Below are 24,739 nucleotides of genomic sequence, written 5' to 3'. Positions count from 1 at the left end.
ATCGTGGCGGGCGGCGACTGGTCATCGAACGAGATCGACGCAGCCGTCGGAGAATACTTTTCCATGCTGGCTGCCGAGATTGCCGGTATCGCTGTCAACAAGGCCGAGCGGAACCGAGCCTTGCAAGCTACCATCCCCCGCAATCGCGGCTCGATCGAATTCAAGCACCAGAACATCTCGGCAGTAATGCTCGGCCTGGGTCAGCCATGGATTACCGGCTACAAGCCTAAGGCAAACTTTCAGGGCGCGCTGGTGGAGGGGGTTCTGCGCTGGCTCAACAGTCACGAGGACTGGTTGAGGCCGCGCTGTTCGTCCAATCGCGTTGCCGATGGAAACAGTGGACAGATGCCGTTCCAAGGTCCGACGCCGGAACGTCTGATCCGCTTCGCTGCCTCACCCTCCCAGCGTAACGAGCCGCCACTGATCGATCCCGAATTCATGGCCGCCATCGGGCGAAAGTTCGATGTTGCGGCCCGCGATGCGAGGAACCGAGCCTTGGGCATCGCAGGGGAAGAGGCCGTCTTCGCTGAAGAACAGCGTCGCCTCCGTGCGGTTGGCCGAGAGGATCTTGCCCGCCGCGCGCGCTGGACGTCGCAGGATGATGGCGACGGTTTCGGCTACGATATCGCCAGTTTTGAACCGGATGGTCGCGAAAAGCTGATTGAGGTGAAGACCACGAACGGCTGGGAGCGTACGCCCTTCCATCTCAGCGCCAACGAGCTCGCTGTAGCCGGTGCACGGCGCGAGGCATGGCAACTCGTCCGGATCTGGGATTTCGCTCGTCAGCCTTCCGCTTTTGTCCTGCGTCCGCCGATGCAAGCGCACGTCATCCTGACCCCGACCAGCTTCCTTGCGGCGCTGCATTGATGCGACCGGTTCTGTCATGTCGCCGTGAGAGTTATTGGGGATGAAAACGACACAATCTTTCCGGTACGGCTTGTCCAAGTCACGCATCACCTCTTTCGAGCAGTGCCCAAAGAAGCTCTGGCTTTCGGTCCATCGCCGCGATGTGGCGGAGTACGATGCCGGTGCCGAGGCGCGATTTGCATCAGGCAATGCGGTTGGCGACATCGCCTCTGCGCTCCACCCGTCGGGCGTCATGGTCGAGGCCGAGCCAGATCTTGGTGCTGCTGTTGCGGAAACCGCTCGGCTCATCGCCGAGGGACATCCCGGGCCGATTTTCGAGGCGACGTTCGAGCATGACGGCGTGCTCGTTCGGGTTGATGTGCTCGAGCGCCGCAAGAAGGGCTGGCATGCGGCGGAGGTCAAGAGTTCGACGGGCGTGAAGGATTACCACCGTGGTGACCTCGCCACGCAGGCGTGGGTGTTGCAGGCTTGCGACCTGCCGCTGAAGAGCGCCAGCGTTCGCCATATCGATCGCGATTTCGAGCTGACCCGAGAGGGCAACTATGCAGGCCTCTTCGCCGATGCCGAGCTGCTACGGCCTCTGAAAACGATAATCGGAGGTCGCGCCGGCGTGGTCGCCGCCGCGCGCGAGGTGCTTGCGGGCGAGGAGCCGGTGGTCGAGATCGGCGAGCATTGCTCGTCTCCGTTCGAGTGCGAATTTATCGCCTGGTGCCGACGCGACCTGCCGACCGGGCCGGACTGGCCGGTAACGCTGCTGCCTTACGGTGGCGGGAAGAAATGGGCCGAGCAGGGCATCGAGGATTTGCTCGATCTCGACGAAGGCGATCTCAACGCTCGCAACGCTCGCATTCTCGCCGCGACGCGCGACGACGTGCCGTTTCACGATGCCAAGGGTGCGCGCAAGGCGATGAAGAGCTGGGGCTGGCCGCGCGCCTGGCTCGACTTCGAAACCATCGCCGCGGCCGTCCCGCGCTGGATTGGCACGCGGCCGTATCAGCAGATCCCGTTCCAGTTCTCGCTCCACCTCGAGGCGAAGGACGGCACGATCACCCACCACGAATTCCTCAGCTGCGACGGCAGCGATCCGCGCCGCGCCTGTGCGGAGGCGCTGGTAGAAATGATCCCGGCAGGTGCCTGCGTGATCGCCTACAACGCCAGCTTCGAAAAGCGCGTGCTACGCGACCTTGCTGGCTGGTTTCCCGACCTTGCCGCGCCGCTGCTTGCTCTGGAGGCCGCGACCGTCGACCTCCTCCCCGTCGCGCGTGAGCACTGGTATCATCGCGACCAGCGTGGCAGCTGGTCGATCAAGGCCGTCCTGCCGACGATTGCGCCGGAATTGGAATACGCGTCGCTCGAGGTGAAAGACAGCGGCAACGCGCAGGAGGCCTGGCTGGAAGCCGCCGCGCCTGAATGTCATCCGCTTCGTCGTGAGGCACTCGCAGAGGCGCTCAAGGCTTATTGCGAGAGGGATACCTGGGCGATGGTGGCAGTGGCGCGGAGGTTAGCCAGTTAATGTCGAAAGCGCCGCCGCCGTGGGTCTGGCTTGTTTCGCTGGTCGCCTTTTTCGAAATCAGCGAATCTTTCGGAGGACCACTCAATCTCCTCATGATCATCGCCGTAATTGCGGTCATCGTAATTGCTGTTTCTATTTCTCATAAGTCGGAGAAGGTGGCGGAGCCTATGGCTCGCACCAAAATAGAGAAAACCCAGTCTGCCAACAGGACTCAACTAAAGGAAACCGATTCAGTGTCCTCAACTGCACCGACTGCGAAGAAGATCGCGAACCTCATTCCGGCAGCCTTGAGCAAGCGTTCGGGATCGGTCTTTTATACTGGACCATCGGCTTTCGAAACGCCGTCGAAGATTTACATTCTCGGTCTCAATCCCGGCGGAGATCCGGTTGCGCAATCGGCCGAGACGATCGAGCGCGACATCGCCGAATGGCTGGCGGGCCCGCCGAAATGGTCCGCTTACGCCGACGAATCTTGGCAAGGCGCGCCTCCCGGGACATGGGGCATGCAACCTCGGATGCTGCACATGTTCGACCGTATCGGCTTGGATGCGCGAAAAGTTCCAGCTAGCAATGTCGTGTTCGTCAGGTCACGGGACGAACGTGCGATTGCGGCCGAAAAGGCTGAGCTATTGAGATTATGCTGGCCGGTGCACCAAGCCGTCATCGACAGCTTGGGCGTCGAAGCCATTATCTGCTTGGGCAACACGGCAGGAAAATGGGTGAGAGGCCAAGTCGGAGCCACTGACCGTTTCGACAGCTATCAGGAAACAAACGCGCGTGGTTGGACCGCAGAGGCGCACCGTAATGCGGCGGGACTGTCGGTAATCACGGTGAGCCACCCGGGGCGACAGAACTGGATCTCTCCCGACAGCGATCCCTCCGACCTGATAGTCCGGGTCTTGAAAGGTCGTAGCCAACAGACGCAAACGACGTCGAAGAAGTCATCCGCAAGCGAATTGCCCGCGGTTGATCTGAAAATTGCGCATGTCGACGAAGATTGGCGTAACGAGCATTTGAGCCGCCTGCACAACGGAAACGGAAAGGCAGCCTATGCTGCGATGCGCGAAGCAGAAAGCCTCGGGCTTACTGCATCGCCAAACACTGGCGCCGTCGCCGCAGTTCGGTTGCACGATAGTGCCGGGCGCTATCTGTTCTCCTATATCGTCAATCGCGCAGACCTCTTGTTCTACGTTCGCAAGCCCGCACTGTCCTCCTTTGAGGGTATCGGACCGTCGTTCTCGCGGCATTTCCGTGATGGGCGAATGAATACTGCCGGCGAATGGACGCTGAAAATTCCCGATGCGGCAACTGCGCACCAAGTCGTCGAGTGGCTCAAATCTATCGAGCTTACTTAGAGCGACCATTCCTGTCGCATAACTGCGTCAGATAGATCACATGACGATCTATTCCGCTCTTCGCCCCCGGCGGCGCCGCAGCAGTTCCTACGGTTCCGCCGCCGCTTCATCGACATCCCCCGCGGAGCATCGGGTGTTCCTCCATGCCTGGTGCTCGGCAATCGATCGCATGACCTCGCGCCAGCTGCGTGGCCGTGGCAAAGATATGCTCGAATGCTGGCATGATCATATCGACGACCCCGACCATGTCATGGAAGACCCGGAGGATTTCGATAAGCTGACAACGCAGAATTACGTGCCGCTTCTCCGCAGTCTCGCCGACAAGCACGCTCTGCCAAAGAAGCCCGGTCCGGCACCCCTCGATCGCCGCATTTCCTGGCTGGCCGCAACGCTTGGCCTCGATGATGTGGAACAGGCCATCGTCACCAGCGCCGCACGATATGCGCTATTCGAATGCTGGGAAAACTTTATCGATGCGCTGCCTGGACGCATTTCGAACTGTAGTGTCGGGCGCATCGCATTCGCCAGTGGACTGTCGCCCGCGCGGGTGGAGGCGCGGCTGGCAACCGGTTCGCGGTTGTGGAGCACGGGTCTGATCGATCAGTCGCACGACGGGTCGATCAGCGCCAACGGCTTGCTGAGCTTTATCGCGGGCGTTCGCTCGGGGCCCGCGAGCCTGCCTGGTCTCCTGATGCCGTCCGCCCCGCAATCCACGTTGGCGTGGAGCGATTTCGATCATCTGGGTCCGCAGCGCGAGCTTGCGGAGCGCCTCGTGGCAAGTAACGAAGGGGTGGCGATCCTGCTCTACGGTCCGCCCGGAACCGGCAAGAGCGAATTCGCCCGCCTGCTTGCCTCCCGGCTTGGCCGCAAGGCAATCTTTGCCGGACTTTCCGACGATTGTGGAAGCGAACCCTCGCGGCGGGAGCGGATCGCGCATCTTTCCGTGCTGCGTGCGCTCACCCGAAATGACGACAGCAGGATCGTCGTGATGGACGAGGCGGACGATATCCTCGTGCTTGAGGAACCCGGCGACCGCGAGCATCGCTCGAAGCTGTGGCTCAACCGGCTGATCGAGGATGGCAAGCGCCCGACGATCTGGATCGTCAACGAACCGAGGATGCTGGAGGAATCGATCGTCCGGCGAATGAGCCTTGCGCTCGAGTTTCCTCGCCCGCCGCTCCACGTGCGCCGGAATATCGTGGGAAAGCACGCCAAGGCTGTCGGCATCGCCATGTCTGAACAGGAGGTCGCTCGCCTTGCCGCACTGCCGGCAGCACCGGCCATCCTCGCCTCGGCCATTCGTGGAGCCAGCAAGGCGCGCGGGGACGCCGGGGACGCCCAAGCGATTGGCGAAGGGCTCGTCACGGTCATTCAGGGCCGTCCTCCCGAGCCGTTCTCTCTCCCCGTGGCTTACGATCCGGACCTCTCGTCGGCGGACCAGGACCTTGACGGTCTGGCCACCCGCCTCGCAGCTTCGGCGGCCCGCAACTTGTCAGTGCTGCTCTCCGGTCCGAGTGGGACGGGGAAGAGCGCCTACGCTCGCCATCTGGCTGAACGGCTCGGTATCGAGATCATCGAGAAGCGCGGCTCCGACCTGCTGGGGATGTATGTCGGACAGACGGAAATGCAGATCGCGCAGGCATTTGCGGAAGCCTCGCGCGCCGGTGCACTGCTCCTGATCGACGAGGCGGACGATTTCCTTTTCGATCGCCGCGAAGCTCAGCGCGGGTGGGAGCGGAGCATGGTCAACGAGATGCTGCGCCAGATGGAAGCGCTCAAGGCGCCCTTCGTCGCAACCACGAATCTTGCCGACCGGCTCGATCCGGCAACCCGGAGACGGTTCACGGTGCATGCCGAATTCCGCGCTCTCGACACGAAGCGAGCGGCTACGCTGTTTTCCCGCTGGTTCGATCTGACGCTGCCACGCGGAATCACCTTGCATGGACAGACTCCGGGCGACTTCGCGGTGATCGAAAAGCGACGTAAGCTGCTCGACGAACGCGATCCGATGGTCATCGTCGGATGGCTGCGTGCCGAGGCAGAGGCGCGAGGCGAGGGGCGCAAGACGATGGGGTTCGCGGCATGAGCGAGGAGAGCAAAGCCATGCTCGACAAACAAATCAGAGATCGGGCGCGCGGCGCATTGCTGGGATTGGCAGTGGGCGACGCGGTGGGCACGACCCTCGAATTCAAGCCGCGCGACAGCTATGAGCCTCTGACCGACATGATTGGCGGCGGGCCATTTCGCCTCGCGCCTGGTGTCTGGACCGACGACACCAGCATGGCCTTGGCGCTCGCCGAAAGCCTCGCCGAGCGCGGCGCACTCGATCCGGTCGATCTGATGGAGCGGTTCGTGCGCTGGTGGCGAGATGGCGAATACAGTCCGACCGGCACCTGCTTCGACATTGGCATGACGACGCGCGCCGCGCTCGCGCGGTTCGAGCAGAGCGGCGATCCGATTGCCGGGTCGCGCGCCCCCGACGCTGCCGGCAACGGCTCTTTGATGCGCCTCGCTCCGGTGGCAATCTACGGGCTGTCGACCGGAGTTACGGCGATGCGGGAGGCGGCGCGGATACAGAGCGCCACTACCCATGCCGCGCGTGCCTGCCTCGATGCGTGCGAAGCGTGGAGCGTGATCGTCCACGCGGCGATCGGCGGCGCGTCGCCAGAAGATGCGATGCAGGCTGCCAGCACCCTCGATCTGGCCGAGCCCATTGCCGCGATCGCCGGGGGTTCCTGGAAAGGCAAACCACGCAATGCGATCCGCAGCAGCGGTTATGTAGTCCACTCGCTTGAGGCAGCGCTATGGTGCGTGGGGCAGGGCGGCGATTTCCGCGAGGTGGTGCTGCGTGCGGCGAACCTGGGCGATGATGCCGACACCACCGCGGCGATTACCGGGCAGCTGATCGGCGCGCTGGTTGGCGAAAAGGGTATCCCCACCGAGTGGCTGGACCGACTGGCCTGGCGCAAAAGCATTACGCAACTGGCGGACCGGCTGATCGCCTTGGCCGAGAGCTAAGCGGACTCGGGAAACTTATGCGGCGTTAATCAGGCGGTTTGCCTCGCCAATAACGTGTCGAGTGTTGACGATTAGCGACGCGGTCCTTTGTCTAAACTTGACTGTCTACCGAAGGACCGAACCGAGGGGAATTAGATCCGCCTCTAACTCAATGTAGTAGCAATATGCCTCGTCCCAAAGCGTGAACCCGTGCGCGTGTTCGCCGACCGAATGGATGCTGACGATTATCCTGTTGTCGAGGCTCGGCACTCCTGTTTCGATCAGTTCCTTCAACTGGAGACCCGGGGCTGTGAAAATTCTGGTTTCAGGAATTGGTCCGTCGAAAACGACGTAAGAGCCGTCGAATAGGATAAGCGGATCTTTGCTGAGCGGTTTCCAGCTCCCGACGACGGGAAGCGTCGTTCCGATCTGTCGCGCGAAAACCACCATGCCTTTATTAGCACCGACCGGCACGGAAGGCAGTTCGTCTCCGACTTGGACCTTCTTGTTGCACGAAAGAGACATGGCTCCTCGATTTACGAATTCCATGTCGTCACCCAGCATCGCGACGAGCGTTCGGTCGATCAGCATCCTGTCGTAGGGCAGATCCGACGGAATGCCGTTGCGCACGAGTTCCTGTTCATACGCCAAGGCCCAACGATCGAATTGAACCCGCAGGAAAGAACCAAATTGCTGTTCGATGACCGAAGCAGCCGAAGCCGCTGTAGGCGCGATCAGGCCGTCCGCAAGAACACCCTCGACAATCAGATTCGACTGCCACGTCACCTTCAAGATGTCTCGCGTCAGCGCCGAGGTCCAGACATCCGAAACGAAAGTGAGGCACGTGTCGTCGACCCAAATGATCGGGGTGTCCGGGATACCGGCGCTCGCGTCGTCGAGGGCAGATTGAAGCAGGTGCGAGAATGCTTTGCGTCTGACACAATTCATCTGAAGCGTGCTTCCTCCTTGCATTTCATGGTCCATGATATGGCTTGTAGAACTGCCCAACCTCCAATATGCAAAAACGTCACATAACGTTCGGCGGCCCGATGAAAAAACTTCGCATGCTGCTTCCCGATGGCTTCTGCGCCCTTCGAGACGACCTCGGCGAGTTCATTCGCATGCGCCGGAAGGCATATGAAGGCGGCGGCGGGCTCAGTCAGCAGGGATTGGCCAACATCGCCGGCATCCGGCGCGAGAGTCTATCGCGCATCGAAAATGGGCACCGCTGGCCGTCCTATGATGCGCTCTACAGGATCATGGACGTATTGGATCTGGAATGGCACGAACTCGCTCACGACGGACCGAGCGAGCGTCCAGCGCGCCTCTACGCTCCTGAGCGTCGCCAGGATCTCGGGTCCGCACTGCGCGCCGGCCGCCAGAAAGAGGAGCTCACTCTTGATGAACTGGCCAGAAAGACGGGCCTGAGTGTTTCGCAGCTATCGCGGATCGAGCGATCGCAGAGCATTTCCGGCCGGTTGCTCGAGCGGATTGATTCGGGAAAGCCGGTCGGGGCGGGGGAGGTAGCTGACCCCGTATTCCGCTTTGTCCATCCCGAGCTTGCCCGCTTGGCAGCGATAGGCTTGGAAATTTCCAAGGCCGACCGTACCTAGATATTTTTTGGACGCGGCTGATACTGCCGCAAGACCTTGCCTCGACGGCCCGCGCCAGAAGCCGCACATGGATGAGGATGATTTTTTGTGATGCGATCAGGGTGTCGGAGGCTGGGGTGAGGACCGATTCACAGCATTGACCGACATGTAGGTCCGGCCTTTCCATGGCCGTTGGCGTTTCATCCTATTGCGCCGGCGCTTCCCAGTGAACTTCCAGGCGTTGTTGGTGCGCTTGCTGTTGGCCACCGTAAACGGATGGACACCGTGAAGCTGGGCGTATTTCTTCATAGCTGCATCCCCGAGGCGGTTGGAAATGGAGATACGCTTGAAGGGAACAAAACCCTGCGGCCTATGCTGAATGTGATAGTGTTTCGCGTAGGGCGGATCGATGCCCTTACACATGTACATCACGTAGCCGACCGGCTTGTAGAGCGACGATATGTCGATCGCGTCACGTGGTACGCCCTGGCTGTATTTGCGCAGCACCCGATTGGCGATCTGTTCGATGAGCGTGGTCGGCACGCCATACCAATGGATCATCCAGTGGACATGCAGCGGGCCGTAGACCGCTCTTCCGAACCGGCGACCGAAAGGAGGGTTCTCGAATACGGCGAGGTAGTAGAGCGGATCGCTGACAGCTCCTTTCCTGCGCCTGTAATTCCACGCACGCTGGACCTTGTTGCGGATCTCGATGAACACGTCGCGCGCGCTGATCCCCGGTTTCAGGGGTCGGGTGAAGTTGATGGTCACTGCGTGGGTCATGGGCCGCTGGAGCGACCGGGCGAAGCGTTCGGCGTGCAGGAGCTGCAGCGCGCTCGTCCAGGGGAGACGATATCCGCGCGGAAGCGATCGAACGCCCGGTTGCATCTTGTCGTATCTCGACATGCACGATCGCATGCAACAGGAATCGTTACGAGCGCCTTACCGCCAACCACATATGACGTCGCAACTAGCAGCCCCGTTATACATTAACCTACGCGCGGGTATGACAATTGGGAGCTATAAGCCCGGTGATACAAGGGCGCAATTGACTGCAGCGGCCGTCGCCACGCGCCTCCGTCTCCTGAAGGCTTCTTCCATCTAGACGCGACCAAATCGAGCGCTGGAAAACGGTCATGAAAGGGGGTGGAAACCTTCCCGCCAATCCGAGGGCGCTCCGCCGGAGTCGCTAGAAGCCGGGCCAAGCAAATCAACCCAGCATAATCATCATGGCTATCACGGATCCGAGAAATGCTGCGCCGAAGCAAGCTGAGATAAACGCCGCTATCGTAAGTTTCGATATCTGAGCGACCTCGGATACAGGCACAGAATAATAACCGGTGAATGAATTGTAGCCGACCTTCGCATGCGCATACTCTCGGATTTCCCGCAATGCATGCTGAGCATTCTCGATGTCGATCTTGACGGCCTCCATCTTGCCATGAAGGTCCGCATAGGTTTCGTTGATCCGCGAAACGGATTGGCGGTTCTCGTCCATTGCCTGGCCGAAATTCCGCAGGATCTTGAACGGGCTCGCCTTGTGCTCGATGAGCACCAGGAACAGCATGCGGACGATGATTGCGGCAAGCAGGGTGACAGGTGCATCGCGTTCAAACTGCTCGCTGACACCGATCATCACCTTCTCTTCCAAGATCGTAATGTCCTTGCCGAACAGGTCCTTCCAGAGTGTCTCGAGGTAGGTCATCGGTCAGCCATCAGCGTCGTGTAGAATTGTTCGAGGTTGAGGCGGGTTTCCTGGAGCGTCCAACTCCCCCGACATTGTTCGAGAGCAGTCTGAAGGTCACCCGCGCCAGCCCACAAGATCTCCATGATCGATCTGTCGAGCCAGGGTAGCACGAGCTTGTCCGCACCTTGGGCCGCGGGGTTTTGAACCGCCTCCTGACAGATGAAAGTCTGATCGATCTTACTCGCGAGCGCGTTCTTCGCATAAAGGGGATCGGCTTCGTGGCGCGCGGAAACGTAAAAGATTGTCGGGACCAGACCTGCGTCAAGAGAGATCATGTTCTTCGCGATGCGCAGCGTTTCGGTATATAAAGCCGGCTCGAATTCGAGGATCGCGACACGGCCGGGATGCGCCAGCCTCAAATCCATCGCTTCGTTGATCCGATTGCCATCGGACATCGGAAAGTGTGCGTGCAAATCGTCGCCGCGCCCCCGGAACATGGGACAGCGATTGCCGCCCACCTCAATGATGAGCGCCTCTTGCCGCATCAGGAATTCGAGAACGAGCGCGAGCGTACTGGTGCCGGTGCCACCGTAGCGCTTGGCCAGGATGATCGTGCTGGCAAGCGTGCTTTCGGGCGCGTCTTCCATCACCAGAACAGGCGAATTGGACCGCCACTTTTGAGCAAGTTTCTCGCGCAGCAAGGCCGCGGCAGGATCAAATGTCGTGATCTCGCTAGTCATCTTCCCACTCCATTATCCCTTCTTCAAACAGAGGCAGGGCGCGATTTGCGACACCGTGACTAGAGGCCTGTCCTTTGTCGCTGCCCGCCGGCTCGTGACCGTCAACGGACTCACCTGCCGATCTGGAAGATTGATTTTCTTCGACCGGCTTGGGCACCTGTTCAGCGAGTTTTGCCGATCCGTGGTCGTCGCTATCGACGGCTGTCGGGGACGCCGACGCGGGGCTGGACGGCTGCTCCTGGCCGTAGGCGCGCCGCTCTAATGAGGCGGTCGACCGCCGCGCGAGATCGACATTCTCGCTGCCATCTTCGGGGTGATGATCGTCATCGTCATCGTCATCGTCACGCGCCGCGATGGCGTAGAAATCCACTTCCTCGCCTTCATCATCGTATTCACGGCTTTCGAGATAAACGGGATCGGACTCAGGCGCAGCAACGCCTATGCTTTTCAACCCCGGTTCGATGGGCGCCAACGCAGAATTCAAACGCGCATCCTGCTGGTTCGAAGTGGAATATCCCTGGGTTTCATCCGCTGATCGAATGCTGTTGGGCTCGTCTTGAGGGCCATCCTTTTCGTCGCGAACGAGGGCCTGGTAGATCTCTGCCTCTAACTCGTCGTAACCTTCTTCGCCCTCGCAGACCGGATATCCGACGCCATCGATCTTGAAGGTTCGTCCTTCCAGTACGGCTCCGCGCATGAGCCGCAGCCGAACCAGTTCGGCGTCCTTCGAGGCGCGGATGTCGGCCTCGTTCTCGAAGTGCCGATAGGTGAAGCTGGAATGCATAGCAGCGCTCAGCAGCGCGTAGAAAGCGTCCTCGCTGGACAGGCGGTTGCCGAACACTTCGGCCAGATTGCCTAGCTTTTCGGTGACCTTTCCGACCCATTCAGTGGCGGGCTTCACGTGCGCGTTCTGAGTATCGATGACACGCCGCATGACATCGATTTCGACCCAGGTCGGCAGTTCGGGATAGGTCGATACCGATTGCACGCGCAGGAAATTGAGGAGCACCTGCAGCTTGATCAAGCCTGCCTCGTTGTCGATCCCTAGCACTATCCCCAGCTGCTCGGCATCCTTGTCACGGACGAGATTGTGGGCGTCGGCGTAGGCTTGTGCGAGGCCATCCGAGAGTGTGCCCGCAGCCTGCATGATGCGCGCCGCGCCCAGCGCGACGCCGGTGCTGACGGACACTCCCGCCGGGAGAAATGCGCGCGCTTTTTCCAAGGCCTCGGCCGCCTCCTCCTCGCGCAGCGTAACGGCGACATCGAGGAGCCTCGCTTCGTCTTCGGTGACCCCGGTGCGGTAGGCATCGATGTGGCCGGAACGGTACATCGCAACCCACGGATTGTTGGGATCCTCATACTTCGGATCTTCGTGCGCTGACTGGATGAGTTGGGCGATCACGTCGGCCTCGCTGGCCCTGCGCCGGGAAATTGCAGCGGGGGTTACACCGCGTGCGATCATAGCCTGGACGAACGGTTCGGCGATGCGTGCGATGCCATCCCGGGTATGATCTTCCCGGCTTTTGGGCACCATCTTGGTGCCATCATCCTTGTCGTTGAGCAGCTCCGCCTCGATATCCCATTGCTTGTAGACGACGTATGCCGCCAGCGCCTGCGCAATAGCGGTTTCGGCCTTCGCCTTGGCTTTGCGGCACTGCTTTTCGACTTCCTTTTTTGCTCTCTGATAGGGCCGCATGTCGAGCAGATCGCTGCGCAGATACTGCCTCGCATCATGGGCTGCGCGCGTCAGATTGCCATGCTCGTCGCGCTCGAGAAATCGCTCGAATGCCGCGTTGAAGGCATCGAGTTTCTGCTTGGCTCGCGGGAAGTCCTTGGCGCAAAGTTCCAGCGCATCGGCGAGCAGCTCGTCTAGTGGTGTGTTCTCCATCGACCAGCTTGTAGGATGAGATTTTGAGCAACCCAAACGGGTCGAGAATTTTTTTTCGAACACGCCTGCGCAGGCGTACGGCTGATAGACCCGACCTAGCCCAGTCCGTCGAATTCCAGACCTTTCCTTCAGATCGGAACCCTTTTTCCAATCCGACGGAAAAGGGCGTTTCCCGTCGGAACGCCGAACGGCCAATTCCAGGGAAATTGTCGAAAGATCTGTAAATCTGCTATTCCGAACGAACGCACGAACTTTCGGCGTTCTCGTTTTTTTATGCGCAATACCGCAAAAAGGTATGCACCTAATGGCGCGAACCTTTTTGCTACGCCTGTTCGGACCCACAGGGTCCTGCCAGGGATAGCTCGACCCTGTCTCGCACGTCGGTCTGGCAAACCTCCTTGGGTGCGACCGCCAGCGGTCTGGGGCGGCGTCACAACGCCTTGGAAGGAAGCGCGGACCCTGCGCTGACAGCTGCGGGCCGCCAAAGAAGACGTCATCTTGGCCTGCCGGTTGAAGCCGGCAGGGCGAAAGGAAAAGGGATGCGGAAAGCGCGTCCCGCGCCTCGCCGGTTTCGACGAAACCGGAGAATAGGAATGATCAACACAGACCACCTGGCACCAGACGCCGAAGCGCTGGCGGCTGAGCTTCAAAGTAGCGACGATTATCGCGTGCTGCGGCGCGTCCCAAAACCCTATCCATCGATGCCGCACATGGGGCCTATGCCCGAAGGCCGATGCATTGCCATTGTCGACACGGAAACGTCGGGTCTTTCAGCAGAGAACGACGTCATTATCGAGCTCGCCATCATGCTCTGTTTCGTCGACGATCATAGCGAGTCCATTGCACACTTCGGACCGTTCAGCTGGCTGCAGGATCCGGGCCGCGAACTCGACCCCAAGATCAGCCTCATCACAGGGCTCGGCGCGCAGCATCTGAAGGGCCAGAAGATCAACGATACTTTCGCGCGCGGTCTGCTCGATCGCGCTGACCTGATCGTCGCTCACAATTCGCGCTTCGACTCCAAATTCATAGAGCGCCGTTATCCCGATCTGGCGGGCAAAGCCTGGGCTTGCTCGTGCAGTGAAATCGATTGGCTGAAATTGGGCTTCGACGGCCGCTCGCAATCCGCGCTTCTCGCGCATGCCGGATGGTTTTCGGACGCGCATCGCGCGGCCGCGGATGTCTGGGCGCTGTTCTGGCTGCTACGCCACCGCCAACGCGATCCCGGTGGAGGACCGGTCCGCACCCACCTAGCGCGCCTCATCGACGCTGCCGACACGCCCTCGGCCATCGTGCAGGCCGAACGCGCGCCGTACTCAAAGAAAGAGATGCTGAAAGCGCGCGGCTATCGATGGAATCCCGACGGCCCGTTCTGGCAGATCGAACTGCCGCCGCAGAAGGTCGAGCACGAACAAGCATGGGGCTATCGCAACGGTCTTCCAACGATGACCACGCGCACCGTGACGGCGCGCGAGCGGCATCGCTGAACGCGGCCGTTTCTTCATTCACAATTCGACGCAAATGCGCCGGTGCACTTCTCGGTTGGCACCGGTGCGCAACAAGGAAATACATCATGACCAATATCGTACCGCTGGGCGGCGAACTCGAGCGCCTGTCTCGCAAGCTCGAGCACGAAGCGCAGATGTTCCTAGCGCGCAAGCGTGACGGCCGTTTTGATACAGCGCGCCGCTGGTTGATCTTCGATCTGGAATTCCTTTTCGATCGGTCGCGTTACCAAGGTTATACGAAGGCCGAGGGAAAGGATGCCGAGCTGTCGATCCGTTGGCCGTTCCATCAGGTCGCAGCGGTCGGCTGGATGACGCTGGAGTTCGTCGCCGATGGAGGTGTTCCGGCGATCGCAGGACCGTTCGTCTTGACGGCCGAGGATACGGACGAGCGCTCCATGGTTACGGCGTTGTTCAACGCGCTTGAAAAGGATCTCGGCGCGGTCGCGACTACCTGGGGAGGGGAGGCTCGCGACCTTGCCGTCCTGCGCCGTGCAGCGGCGACCCTTGGGCTGGTGTTGCCGCGTCAGCTGATCGACGGCTCTCCACATGCGAAGGAGCGGCTCGATCTGTGCCGCGCAAGCTGCGTTCAGGCCTCCAGTGTGCATCTGCCCGAGCTGGCGGCCGCGGTCGGTGTTCCATCCAAGCCGACACCATCGGAAGATATCGGCAAGCACTGCGAAGCGGGCAACTGGGCGAATGTGCGTGACCAGGTGGTCGCAGATGTCCTCACCACCGCCGTTTTGACAATCCGGCACCTGGCCGCGCACCGCCAGATCGAATGCCATCAGCCCGATACCCTGGTGGCTATCGCGGACGCCGCAGGCGCGGCATTGCCGAACAGCGAATTCATCCGCCGGTCCTTTGCACCGTGGGCACGAGGGAAAAAGGCCGAAAGCGGCCTACGCGGTACTGTCTACCGAGCCGCCGCGTAACCGATTGAATACTCGTCAGAACCATGACGGGAAAAAGCGATCTGAAAGAGAGGAGGAAAAGATGACTTAGGAAATGCCAACAGGAGGCAGGCACGGGCCTTCAAGACATAGCACCGTGCCGCAAAAGCTCTGCCGCAAGCAGACCGTACCCGAGCCGTTCGTCCACCAAGGATGCGCGGCCTTTTTTATGCCTGAAGGAATCTCAAAATGCCCCAGAAGAAATCGAACACCGGTCGCGCTGTCGCGACCGCCAAAAACACCAACCTCGCTCGCCTGCCCGAGCGCATCGCCATCGGCGATCACGAGGTGAGGCCCGAACAACTCTACATCATCAAGAAGCGCCAGCCGCGAGGGTCCGGACCGTGGAACGATGAAAAGTTCGACAAGGTTGCCTGGAACGATGCCGCGACAGGTCTCGATTGCATTCTGCTGCGCCAGGCATCGGGTGTCTGGGGTGGGTTCGTCGCGGTACCTCCCGGCCACCCGCTCTATGGCTACTGCGAGGATGCCATCCCGGCAGCCATCGGCCTCGCGCCGCATGGGGGCATCGATTACGCCGAAGCCTGCTCGCGGTACGAGGATGAGGCCGTGCGCGTGTGTCACGTCCATAGCAGGCCCGATGCCCCACAAGCGGAGGATCAGACAGGGGACAATGCGTGGTGGTTCGGCTTCGCTGCCGACAAGCGCGGCGACTTGGTTCCATCGGATTCCAAGCCGATCCTCGCACGCGAGGAGGGCGAGATCTACCGCGGCATCGACTATATGTACTCGGAAACCGTGCAGCTCGCCCGACAGCTGAAAGCGATCGACGAGAGCAACGTCGGCAAGGCCGACCCCGTACTGGCACCGCCGCCGCCGCGGCTCGGCAAGCCGGGAGGACGCTAATCATGGACCAGCAGGACATTCCCTACGAACAGCGCCGCAACCCGAACCTGCCCTTCGGCTATTGGTGCATTGCGGATCCGGACGGCTACCCGCACCTCATCGACGAGCTTGGACGCCGCTGGAAATCGCTGCGCGAATACATCTGGTGCGGTCGCCTTGGCATGGCGCGCGGCTCCAACTGGGAGTTCACCGCCATGACCGAGTTTCTGCTCGCCGTGCTCGCTGCGATCGATAGACGCATCGTGCACATCGAGGAGCGAACCAACGATCTGTTCGGCGGGGCCTGGGATGGCGAGCGCCATTACGCGGCGTGGCTCGAAGGGCACAAGCTCGCCGCCGGCTTGACCGGCGACCTCACTCCGGAGGGAAGAGCCATCCTCGTAGCGCTGGCCAGCACGCGGGGTGCCGAGGCCGCGCCCATCCCGATTGGCCTTCCCACGGTCGTACCGTGGCGCGGGCTCGATGGCGGCGATACCCGGGAAGAGCGCGAGCGCGCATTCAAGGTCAACGAGGCATTCGCCGAAAATCTGCCGGGCCGGTTCGTCCGCGAACGGATCGCAAGGGAATGGGGGATCAAGCTCATCGGTGCGCCCGAAGGCGCGAATATCCCGCTCGGCCGCGTGCTTTGGACCATGACTTTTCCAGACGAATATGCGCGCGATCGCCTCTTCGTCTGGCTGGTTCACCGGATCGACCGGTGGGAAGCGTGGACGGCGCTTGCAAGCAAGCACGGGGCGCAGGCGTTCACCGAACACATCTTGCGGCTGCGGTTCGCCGACGAGGCAATCGACGTAAGCTGACCGCAAGCGCTGACCTTCAATCCAATCAGCGGCGGGCGGTTCTCGAAAGGAACCGCCTGCTGCGCTTTTCCTAGGATATTTTTAGATGCGATTTCGTAATTATTCGCGCTTCCCTGAACGCATGGTCGCGCTTTCCATCCTGCCCCCGCCTCTGGCTCTCGACCCGCCGGCACCATTCGGGTTCGGAGCATTCATCGTCACCCGTCGCTGGCGTTATGAGGCAGAGTTTGCCTCATATGCGCACGGCTTCGGCGCAGGCTACGATCCTGAGCGTATGCGCAGGCAGATCGAAGCGCTTTTCACGCCGGAGACAACGGCATTGATCCACATTGCCGCACCATCATTTGCACGGCGTCATAAACTGGCACCACTTCCTTATTCTTCGTCGTACGCAAAGTACGTTCCACGATCCGGGCTCAAACGGAACATCCACGCCGTGATCCCGCACGATCAACTGGTTCACGCAGCACGGATCGGCGGAATTTCGATCCATGGACCGAACCCGACTGCGATTCAGCGTGTTGCCCGCCTCCACACCGAAGCGCAGGCCGCGTGGTTGTACTGGGTGATCGCAGCCTGCCCGCTACGCATCCGCAGAAGCGTTTTGGCAGGCTATATGGCTTGGACAAAGCTGCAAAAAGCGAAAGCGTGTGGTTCGTCAGTCTGACGGATAGAGGCGCAGTGACGTGACCCCCTGATTTTCATCCAAGTTGGATTAGAGTCCGGACCTGACAGAAGGACGGACGAGATGAAGAGAACGAGGTTTTCAGAAGAGCAGATCATTGGCGTGCTGAAGGAAGCTGAGGCGGGCGCGAAGACCGCCGACCTGGCTCGGCGGCACGGTGTGTCGGAAGCGACGATCTACAACTGGAAGTCGAAGTATGGCGGGCTGGAGGTGTCCGATGCCCGCCGACTGAAGGAGCTCGAGAGCGAGAACGCGAAGCTCAAGCGTTTGCTTGCCGATGCGATGCTGGATCAGGCCGCGTTGAAGGATCTTCTGGCAAAAAAGTTTTGACGCCCGCCGCGCAGCGAGAAGCTGTTGCTCATCTCCAGGCGTGCCATGGGATGAGCGAGCGGCGGACGTGCCGTGTCATCGATGCCGATCGCAAGAGCGTGCGTTACCGTTCGAAGCGAGATGACGATGCAGAACTTAGGGAGAAGCTGCGCGAGCTGGCCAACCAGCGTCGCCGGTTCGGCTATCGGCGTCTGCATATCCTGCTGCGCCGGGAGGGGATCATGATCAACCGCAAGAAGACCCAGAGGCTCTACCGTGAGGAAGGCTTGGCGGTCAGGCGACGACGTAGCCGCAGGCGTGCTGTTGGCACAAGGGCACCTGCTCCGGTTCTGGCGCTGCCGAACCAGCGCTGGAGCCTGGACTTTGTTCACGACCAGATGGCTTCGGGAAGACGGTTCCGGGTGCTCAACGTGGTCGATGACGTGACGAGGGAGTGCCTGGCAGCGGTGCCGGACACCTCGATCTCTGGTCGCCGTGTCGTTCGCGAGCTGACCGCACTGATCGATCAGCGCGGCAAGCCAGGCATGATCGTCAGCGACAATGGCACCGAGCTCACCAGCAACGCTGTGCTGGCATGGTGCGGCGAGGTCGGCGTGGAGTGGCATTACATCGCGCCCGGAAGGCCGATGCAGAATGGCTATGTCGAGAGCTTCAATGGTCGCATGCGCGACGAACTGCTCAACGAGACGCTGTTCTTGAGTATGGCCCATGCCCGTGTCGAGATCGCGGCCTGGGTCGAAGACTACAATCGGGAGCGACCACACTCGTCTCTCGGTTACGCAACACCGGCGGCGTTCGCCGCTGAACTGGATAAGCAATGGCCTGCTTCGCTACGCCCTACGGGCTCCGCTACGCAACCCATTGCTTCAACCGCGCTGATGCGCAAAACAACCGCCCGGCTCTAATCCCAGCTGGGGGAAAGCTGGGGGTCACGTCAACCAGCCTCCAGCGAGGAGGTGTGGTGGATGGCGGATTTCTTCTGGTTTTCGGATGAGCAGTGGGCGCGGATTGAACCGCTTCTGCCGCAGGATACGCGTGGTATGCCGAGAGTCGATGACCGTCGGGTGCTCTCCGGGATTGTCCATGCTCTGAAGAGCGGCGGTCGCTGGGGCGATTGTCCCGAGCAGGTCTACGGCCGAAGAAGACGCTTTACAACCGGTTCCGGCGCTGGGCCGAGCGCGGCGTGTGGGAGCGCATCTTCGCCCAGCTTGCCGGGGTCGATGGCGTGCCTGGCAAACTCTTCATCGACAGCAGTTGTATCAAGGTCCACCGCATTGCCGGAGGCGCAAAAGGGGGGGCTTGGCTCGTGGTATCGGCATCACCAAAGGCGGGCGTAACACCAAGCTCCATGCCGTCTGCGACGAGAAGGGCTGCCCGCACGTCCTCCTGCTGACACCGGGCAATACACATGATGCCAAGGTCGCGATGCTGGCGATCAATGCCGTGCCGCCATCCGACTATCTGGTCGCCGACAAAGGCTACGACAGCAACGCTTTGCGTTCCTGGCTGATCGAACGCGGCACCACCCCGGTCATCCCGTCGAAGGCCAACCGCAAGGTGCAGATCGAGCATGACCGGCAGATATACCGCAAGCGCAATGTCGTCGAACGCATGTTCTGCCGCTTCAAGGACTGGCGCCGCGTCGCCACCCGCTTCGACCGCAATATCAAGACCTTCATGGCAACCATCGCCATCGCAGCCTTCGTCACGTGGTGGCTCTAATGAGTCCGGACCCTAATGAGTCCGGACCCTAGCGAGTGTTCAGATCGGTAATTCGATGCAATGAAGTTGTCTGCCGATCACCTCGTGCATCTAAGGTTGCTGGCTGCGGAGTGCTGACGAAGGCCAGCGCATGGTTCTGCAGGACGAACTCTGATGCCATGACCGCACTTGGGGCGCTTTGCAGACCGGCTGAAACTGGGCCGAGAGAAGACTGTCAGCTTCTTGGTGTCAGGGCCGCTAAAGCCGCCGTTCGGGTATCGCTCGCCATTGCAGTCATCGCTGTCTCCCTTGTTGCCGGATAGAAGCAGCCGTCCATTCACGTTGCAGGACTAGCCAAGTGGCCTCGCGATTTTGCTTCATCCATCAGAGCGACTGCCAAACCCTTCTCTGCTGCTTGTCCCTTGTTCAACTCGTCAGAAATTGCAGCGAGAACACCTGCAACACCTTCACTTGACGCCCAAGTGAAATGCGGCGCTTGCGCCTCAGTCTGATCAACAATGACTTTCGAAATTTCAGGAACAAGCTGAGAATTGCGCTGTAATACATCGCTCACCAACGGAAGCCGATAGAGCGCGAAAATGTTCGGGTTCATATTGCCAGTGCAAATGTCCTGAATCGCCAATCTGATCTGCAAAGTCACGAGATCAGCGGACAGCAATCGCTCATCGCTCAATCCCATTTCCTCGAACGCTTGATAGGTCCACATATCGTGATTCATATCGCGCCCCGCGTAAAAGCGCATGACTGATGATGGGAGACGGCTTGTCATCTTCATCAGCGCCATGGTCACCGGGCCCATAGTTGGTTTCTGATCATCGGGGTGCCAGACGTTCTGGGGATCTTCCTCGGTGGCATCCAAAAATGCCGTCAGAAGATTGTCGAGCGCTCTGATACCGACTTCACTTGGATCGGCGACGAGGATGTCACAGAACTCATCTTCAATAATGGGTTTGCCGCGGTAGTAGAGCGCTGGAGCCCAACGATGATCGACAACGATTTCCGGCAGGTGCGCGCGCACTGCGCGTGACAAATCTTCCAGACCGGAAACGATGTTATTCGTATCTCGTCCGCTAACCTTGACGTAGCCGCGACGGATTTTGGCTGTCATGCGATCGACCTTTTTGCGCAGCCGTTCGTTTTCTTTGAGGTCCTTTTTGTGGACCCTCAACGCTTTGACTGGCTGAACGCTCTGCGCAGGCTCCATTGGTGACAAATTGCTCTTGGGCCAATCAATCTCCCAATGGTCACCATGCACGCGAAGCTCAAAACCGGCGTTGAGACCTGGCTGGAGATCGACTGTCATGTCGTACCCGCTCCAGTATTTCCATTCACTCCCGTCAGGATGGGAGAGCTGATACACAGAGCCAAGATCGCCGCCCGTAGAGATGATCCGACCTCTGCCGCCGCGCGATAGCGTCAGGAAGTGTTCATTCGTGAGCCACAGGAGGGCATCAGTCCCATGCTCACAGTGTCGGGACCACGAACCAATCAGGCTCTTGAAAAACTTGCATTGGCGTGGCTCGCACTTCTCCCATGGAAAGGAAGAGAATGGCTGCGGGTCCAGGCTCATCAGACGCTTCACCGTCGCTGCGAACAAGCTTGGTTGGGCTACTCGATTGTAGGCGGGATTGTTGTACGCCGGGGCTTGTTCCAAAGGCTCGAAATGTTGGTCCTCAGCCCTTCGTGCAGAGCTAGACCGCCAATCATCCAACCGGTCAAGATATGCGGCTTCAATGCCCTTAAAAATCAGATCAATTTCACGCTCACCCTGTGCGAGTTCCGCTTCATTGAAACGCTGTGTGTCTGTCCGCAGCAGGTTCTCACCTGCTATCACGCGATAGGGTATGGTGCGCTGAAGGGTTGGCTGGCCGCCAATGTCCCAAATCTCAAGAGCCATTGCGTAATCGCCAGCGCTCTTGCGTCCGAACACCTTCTGAAACAGTCCGCTTGTTTCTGGAGCCTTGGGGGACAGCCTTACTGGTTCAAACGCTGGAACAATTGCAGTCATTCCATCAGGACTGAACGAACGGACCGGCAGGCTTGAGGGGGGCATGCCCTGCAAACGGGTACGCAAGACGTCAAAGCGTGCAGTTTGCCTGTCGAGGTCGAAAACGGCCACGCCGTCGCTGACCTCTATCATCTTCTCGATACTTGGTTTCTTCGGTCTTGGATCGCTGATCCATGAGGGACCCGTGTATTTGAAGAACTCAAACGGTAGGACAACCGAGCCGTCGGCCCTGAAGACCGCTCTTGCTGAACGTGAAAACCGCATCTGTCGAAGGCCACTTGGTACATCTGAGGCGTAGCGCAGAAACGGCGAATCATCGCGCGTTTCCTCACTCAGCGAGCCATCCGAGGTTGGGATAGAATCCCATGGCGTCCCTTCTGCTTTCAGTGTTTCGTGGTCTTTTTCCAGTAGATCGAACTTATCATCATCGCGTTTTTGGACGAGATTATATCGTGCCGTGGTTTGAAAGCTTGCCAAGTCGATCACCTGCACAAGGCCTGGATTGCAATGATAGGCGATAGCGCGGCTATGGTCGCCAGAGACTGCCAAACGATCATAGCGGCGCGACTGCTTAAGCCGCTTTTCAACCTGCAAAGTAGCCAGGTCAACGAGCGCCAATTCGCCCTTGTAGGACAGAGCGAGGCAGTAATGATCGCCAAACAGGACAAAATCCTGGCACGACGCATCCGCAAAGATTGCGAGGAGCTGCTCGTCATCGGCCCCCTTGCGAACCGCTAGGACAGAGCCCCCTGCATCCCCATTGATCGACCTCACTAAGTACTGCACGGGCGCATTCTCCATTAGATGCCAATGCATTATGCCGAATATGCTTAATTATCGGTTGTCGCTATTAGGGAGCAGATTGCGCGGCTAAGGACCGCACAATAGAAATGGCAGCTTGCCAATTTTTAGATCCCAAACGTGTCTGACCGGATCGCTCCCCATTGCTGCTACGTCGAACAAGCTTTGCAGACGTCCGCTTTCGGGCGATCGGTGGCGGAACTTCTACGACCGAATTGAGGGCGCTTTGCCGACTGACTGCTTTTCCCAGGAGCTGCCCGACAGCAAGGGGGCCGTAAGCGGACCGGCAGCTATTGGTGTTTGAGTCGCGATAATCCGACATTTGGAAATCGGCTCTGGATCCGCTCGAGCGCAGAACAAATCTAGTTATGGGGCCCGGGCTTAGCCGGGCATTCGTCAACCACGCTTCCGCGCGACCAGGTCGATCAACGCCGACTTGCCCGAATGGGCGGTCCCCTCCTGGATCTCGGCATCGTAGGCATCGAGCAATTCAATCTCCCAAGCCGAGAAGGCGCGGCGCAAACCTTCCTCCGTATAGAGATTTTCGATATTTGGCGGACCACCTGTCCCATAGGCCAGTTGCTCCTCGCGATAGCCTTCGAGCAGAAGCAGGCCACACGGCTTCAGCGAGCGATGGACACCATCGAAGATATCCCAACGCAGTTCGGGACCAGCAAACTGGACAAAAATGCCGACCACCGCGTCAAAAGCTTCCGCTGGCCATTCCCATTCGGCCAGATCTGCCTGCCGATATTCGACTTGGACCCCTCGCCGCTCTGCAAGAGCTCTCGCTTTGTCGAGCGCCCTTTCTGAAACGTCGGTAGCGACGACACGATGGCCATGCTGGGCCAGAAATACGCTGTTGCGCCCCTCGCCATCGGCGACAGCCAAGACTTTCGATCCGGGAGTCAGGCGGTACGCCTCGCGCGCCAGAAAAGCGTTGGGCGCGGTCCCGAACAGATACTCGTCCGCTGCGTAACGCTCGTTCCAGAACTCCGCCTGGCTCGGTTCAGTCATGGGCCGCTTTCCATGCACCCATGGAGCCGAGATAGACATCCAGCTTTTCGAAGCCGCGGCTCGCAAGCCATCCTGCGGCAACCGTGGCCCGCATCCCGCTTGCACACATCAGGGTGTAATGCTGTGACAGATCGAGATCGTGATACTGCTCGTTGAGTTCACCCACGTAGATATGCTCGGAACCCTCGATCGCGTTTTGCGCGCGTTCGTCCGCATCCCTCACATCAAGCAGCGTCCAGTCACCTTCGTCGCTCTCCAGTCGCCGTTCAACTTCGTCGGTCCCGATCATCGGGATAGTCCGCATCGCCTTGCCTTGGGCAGCGGCAGGCACGACGCCGACATAACCGCCTTCGATATTGTCGAGTGCGATCCGCACGAGATGCGTCATAGCAGCTTCGAGCTGGTCTTCATCGGAAGCGACAAGAGCGACATTGTCGCCTTCACGGATGAACCATCCGGCGAATGCCGAGATCATCCCGACTGGCAGGTTCATGGAACCGCGAAGATGGCCTGAGGCAAACGCGAGCGGCTCGCGCACATCGACCAAGTGGTCGACGTCAAGCTTTTCCAATTCGGACAGCGACAGGCGCTTGGGTCGCATCACACGAGGCGCAGCTTCGCCGCCTTCCAGATTAAGGCGCTCCATCAACCGGAAATACGGCGGCTGGTAGTGGTTCTCTTCCACCTTAAAGTCGATGAACGCATCCCGGCTTTCGAATTGAAGGCGCGGATTGTTCGCGCGTTCATGGCCGAGTGTCGAGAACTCGCGTTCCGCCATTCCCGACCCGCAGACGGAACCCGCTCCATGCGCAGGATATAGAATGACCTGGTCGCCAAGATCGAGAATCTTGTGGAGGGAATCGTAGAGAAGACCTGCGACCTCGCGTTTGCGTTCGGGATAGAAGTCCGTCCGTCCGACATCGCCAACGAACAGCGCGTCTCCCGTGAACACTCCAACTGGCCCATCGGGATAGGCAGTGTCGTGAAGAACGAAAGCAAGATGATCGTCCGTGTGCCCCGGTGTCTCCAGCACCCGAATTTTCAGCTGTCCGATCTCAAACTCATCACCTTGGTGAGCCGTCTCGGCATATTCGACCGTGCCCACAGAATTGGGACCGTGCAGGACGCGCGCGCCGGTCAAATCTCTCAGGATGGGCGCCCCCGAAACCAGATCCTCGTTGCGATGGGTTTCGAAGATATGAGTGATCTCCAGCCCCTCGGCGCGCGCCATTTCGACATAGCATTCGCAGTCGCGGCGCGGATCGATGATGGCCGCCTTCCCGCCCGAACCAATCAGGTAGGATAGGTGGGACAGTCCGGATGTCTTAATTTTCTCGAGCAGCATGGTGCCTCCTTCATAAGGAAAAAGCGGGACCGGCGCGAACCGATCCCGCTTTCAAAAGATTCGATGG

Annotated in this window: 20 protein-coding genes and 1 pseudogene; 13 read left to right on the top strand and 8 right to left on the bottom strand. The window is 59.9% G+C overall.

Translation table 11 applies throughout. The annotated features are described in order from the left end of the window. Positions 1 to 3 precede the first annotated feature (3 nt). Genes HG250_RS07155 through HG250_RS07135 form a run of 5 tightly spaced genes read left to right on the top strand, consistent with a single transcriptional unit; the run spans position 4 to position 6,753 of the window. Positions 4 to 867, top strand: coding sequence for a protein NO VEIN domain-containing protein (locus HG250_RS07155; RefSeq protein ID WP_170004161.1), 864 nt, complete (start codon positions 4 to 6; stop codon positions 865 to 867). Positions 868 to 907: 40 nt separating this feature from the next. Further along, a complete protein-coding gene (locus tag HG250_RS07150; protein WP_170004159.1) occupies positions 908 to 2,380 on the top strand; it encodes a DUF2779 domain-containing protein in 1,473 nt (490 codons plus the stop codon). Continuing rightward, complete coding sequence (locus HG250_RS07145; RefSeq protein WP_170004157.1) at positions 2,380 to 3,735, top strand: uracil-DNA glycosylase family protein; 1,356 nt, start codon at positions 2,380 to 2,382, stop codon at positions 3,733 to 3,735. The genes HG250_RS07150 and HG250_RS07145 overlap by 1 nt, the downstream gene beginning before the upstream one ends. Positions 3,736 to 3,775: 40 nt before the next feature. Continuing rightward, positions 3,776 to 5,821, top strand: coding sequence for an AAA family ATPase (locus HG250_RS07140; RefSeq protein ID WP_170004155.1), 2,046 nt, complete (start codon positions 3,776 to 3,778; stop codon positions 5,819 to 5,821). 17 nt (positions 5,822 to 5,838) lie between these two features. Continuing rightward, on the top strand, positions 5,839 to 6,753 hold the full coding sequence (locus HG250_RS07135; protein ID WP_240956970.1) for an ADP-ribosylglycohydrolase family protein: 915 nt from the start codon (positions 5,839 to 5,841) through the stop codon (positions 6,751 to 6,753). 105 nt (positions 6,754 to 6,858) lie between these two features. On the opposite strand, the gene HG250_RS07130 is transcribed toward HG250_RS07135, so the two are convergent. Beyond that, positions 6,859 to 7,716, bottom strand: a complete 858-nt coding sequence (locus tag HG250_RS07130) for a hypothetical protein (protein ID WP_170004151.1) — start codon at positions 7,714 to 7,716, stop codon at positions 6,859 to 6,861. 32 nt (positions 7,717 to 7,748) lie between these two features. On the opposite strand from HG250_RS07130, the gene HG250_RS07125 reads away from it, so the two are divergent. After that, entirely contained in the window at positions 7,749 to 8,345 is a 597-nt protein-coding gene (locus HG250_RS07125) for a helix-turn-helix domain-containing protein (protein WP_170004149.1), read from the top strand. A 96-nt stretch (positions 8,346 to 8,441) separates the two neighbouring features. On the opposite strand, the gene HG250_RS07120 is transcribed toward HG250_RS07125, so the two are convergent. From HG250_RS07120 to HG250_RS07105, 4 genes are all read right to left on the bottom strand, one after another. Further along, positions 8,442 to 9,095, bottom strand: coding sequence for a hypothetical protein (locus HG250_RS07120; protein ID WP_170004148.1), 654 nt, complete (start codon positions 9,093 to 9,095; stop codon positions 8,442 to 8,444). A 439-nt stretch (positions 9,096 to 9,534) separates the two neighbouring features. Further along, complete coding sequence (locus tag HG250_RS07115) at positions 9,535 to 10,029, bottom strand: hypothetical protein (RefSeq protein ID WP_170004146.1); 495 nt, start codon at positions 10,027 to 10,029, stop codon at positions 9,535 to 9,537. After that, the gene (locus tag HG250_RS07110) at positions 10,026 to 10,751 is read right to left on the bottom strand and encodes a hypothetical protein (RefSeq protein ID WP_170004144.1); all 726 of its coding nucleotides are present in this window, start codon (positions 10,749 to 10,751) and stop codon (positions 10,026 to 10,028) included. Before HG250_RS07110 ends, HG250_RS07115 begins: the two co-directional genes overlap by 4 nt. Next, on the bottom strand, positions 10,744 to 12,639 hold the full coding sequence (locus tag HG250_RS07105) for a hypothetical protein (protein ID WP_170004142.1): 1,896 nt from the start codon (positions 12,637 to 12,639) through the stop codon (positions 10,744 to 10,746). The genes HG250_RS07110 and HG250_RS07105 overlap by 8 nt, the downstream gene beginning before the upstream one ends. Positions 12,640 to 13,232: 593 nt before the next feature. On the opposite strand from HG250_RS07105, the gene HG250_RS07100 reads away from it, so the two are divergent. The 7 genes and pseudogenes from HG250_RS07100 (at position 13,233) to HG250_RS07070 (ending at position 19,501) form a co-directional block, all read left to right on the top strand. Further along, entirely contained in the window at positions 13,233 to 14,126 is an 894-nt protein-coding gene (locus tag HG250_RS07100; protein ID WP_170004140.1) for a 3'-5' exonuclease, read from the top strand. Positions 14,127 to 14,212: 86 nt separating this feature from the next. Further along, positions 14,213 to 15,079 carry a hypothetical protein gene (locus HG250_RS07095; protein ID WP_170004138.1) on the top strand — a complete coding sequence of 289 codons (867 nt, stop codon included), beginning with the start codon at positions 14,213 to 14,215 and terminating at the stop codon, positions 15,077 to 15,079. A 207-nt stretch (positions 15,080 to 15,286) separates the two neighbouring features. After that, positions 15,287 to 15,964 carry a hypothetical protein gene (locus HG250_RS07090; RefSeq protein WP_170004136.1) on the top strand — a complete coding sequence of 226 codons (678 nt, stop codon included), beginning with the start codon at positions 15,287 to 15,289 and terminating at the stop codon, positions 15,962 to 15,964. 2 nt (positions 15,965 to 15,966) lie between these two features. Then, the gene (locus HG250_RS07085; RefSeq protein WP_170004134.1) at positions 15,967 to 16,764 is read left to right on the top strand and encodes a hypothetical protein; all 798 of its coding nucleotides are present in this window, start codon (positions 15,967 to 15,969) and stop codon (positions 16,762 to 16,764) included. A gap of 85 nt (positions 16,765 to 16,849) precedes the next feature. Next, complete coding sequence (locus tag HG250_RS07080) at positions 16,850 to 17,431, top strand: hypothetical protein (protein WP_170004132.1); 582 nt, start codon at positions 16,850 to 16,852, stop codon at positions 17,429 to 17,431. Positions 17,432 to 17,512: 81 nt separating this feature from the next. Further along, a protein-coding gene (locus tag HG250_RS07075; protein ID WP_170004130.1) for an IS3 family transposase occupies positions 17,513 to 18,684 on the top strand; the annotation gives its coding sequence in 2 pieces (ribosomal slippage) (positions 17,513 to 17,765 and positions 17,765 to 18,684; 1,173 coding nt in all). A 60-nt stretch (positions 18,685 to 18,744) separates the two neighbouring features. Then, a pseudogene (locus HG250_RS07070) lies at positions 18,745 to 19,501 on the top strand (IS5 family transposase). A 316-nt stretch (positions 19,502 to 19,817) separates the two neighbouring features. Here the strand turns inward: HG250_RS07070 and HG250_RS07065 are convergent. From HG250_RS07065 to HG250_RS07055, 3 genes are all read right to left on the bottom strand, one after another. Beyond that, a complete protein-coding gene (locus HG250_RS07065; protein ID WP_170004128.1) occupies positions 19,818 to 22,310 on the bottom strand; it encodes a hypothetical protein in 2,493 nt (830 codons plus the stop codon). Between the two features lie 396 nt (positions 22,311 to 22,706). Next, complete coding sequence (locus tag HG250_RS07060; protein ID WP_170004126.1) at positions 22,707 to 23,327, bottom strand: class I SAM-dependent methyltransferase; 621 nt, start codon at positions 23,325 to 23,327, stop codon at positions 22,707 to 22,709. Further along, on the bottom strand, positions 23,320 to 24,672 hold the full coding sequence (locus HG250_RS07055; RefSeq protein ID WP_170004124.1) for an MBL fold metallo-hydrolase: 1,353 nt from the start codon (positions 24,670 to 24,672) through the stop codon (positions 23,320 to 23,322). Before HG250_RS07055 ends, HG250_RS07060 begins: the two co-directional genes overlap by 8 nt. Between the last annotated feature and the right edge of the window lie 67 nt (positions 24,673 to 24,739).

Source organism: Pseudopontixanthobacter vadosimaris (genome assembly GCF_012979275.1).
GTDB classification, from domain to species: domain Bacteria; phylum Pseudomonadota; class Alphaproteobacteria; order Sphingomonadales; family Sphingomonadaceae; genus Pseudopontixanthobacter; species Pseudopontixanthobacter vadosimaris.
This window is presented reverse-complemented; position numbering and strand designations above follow the sequence as displayed.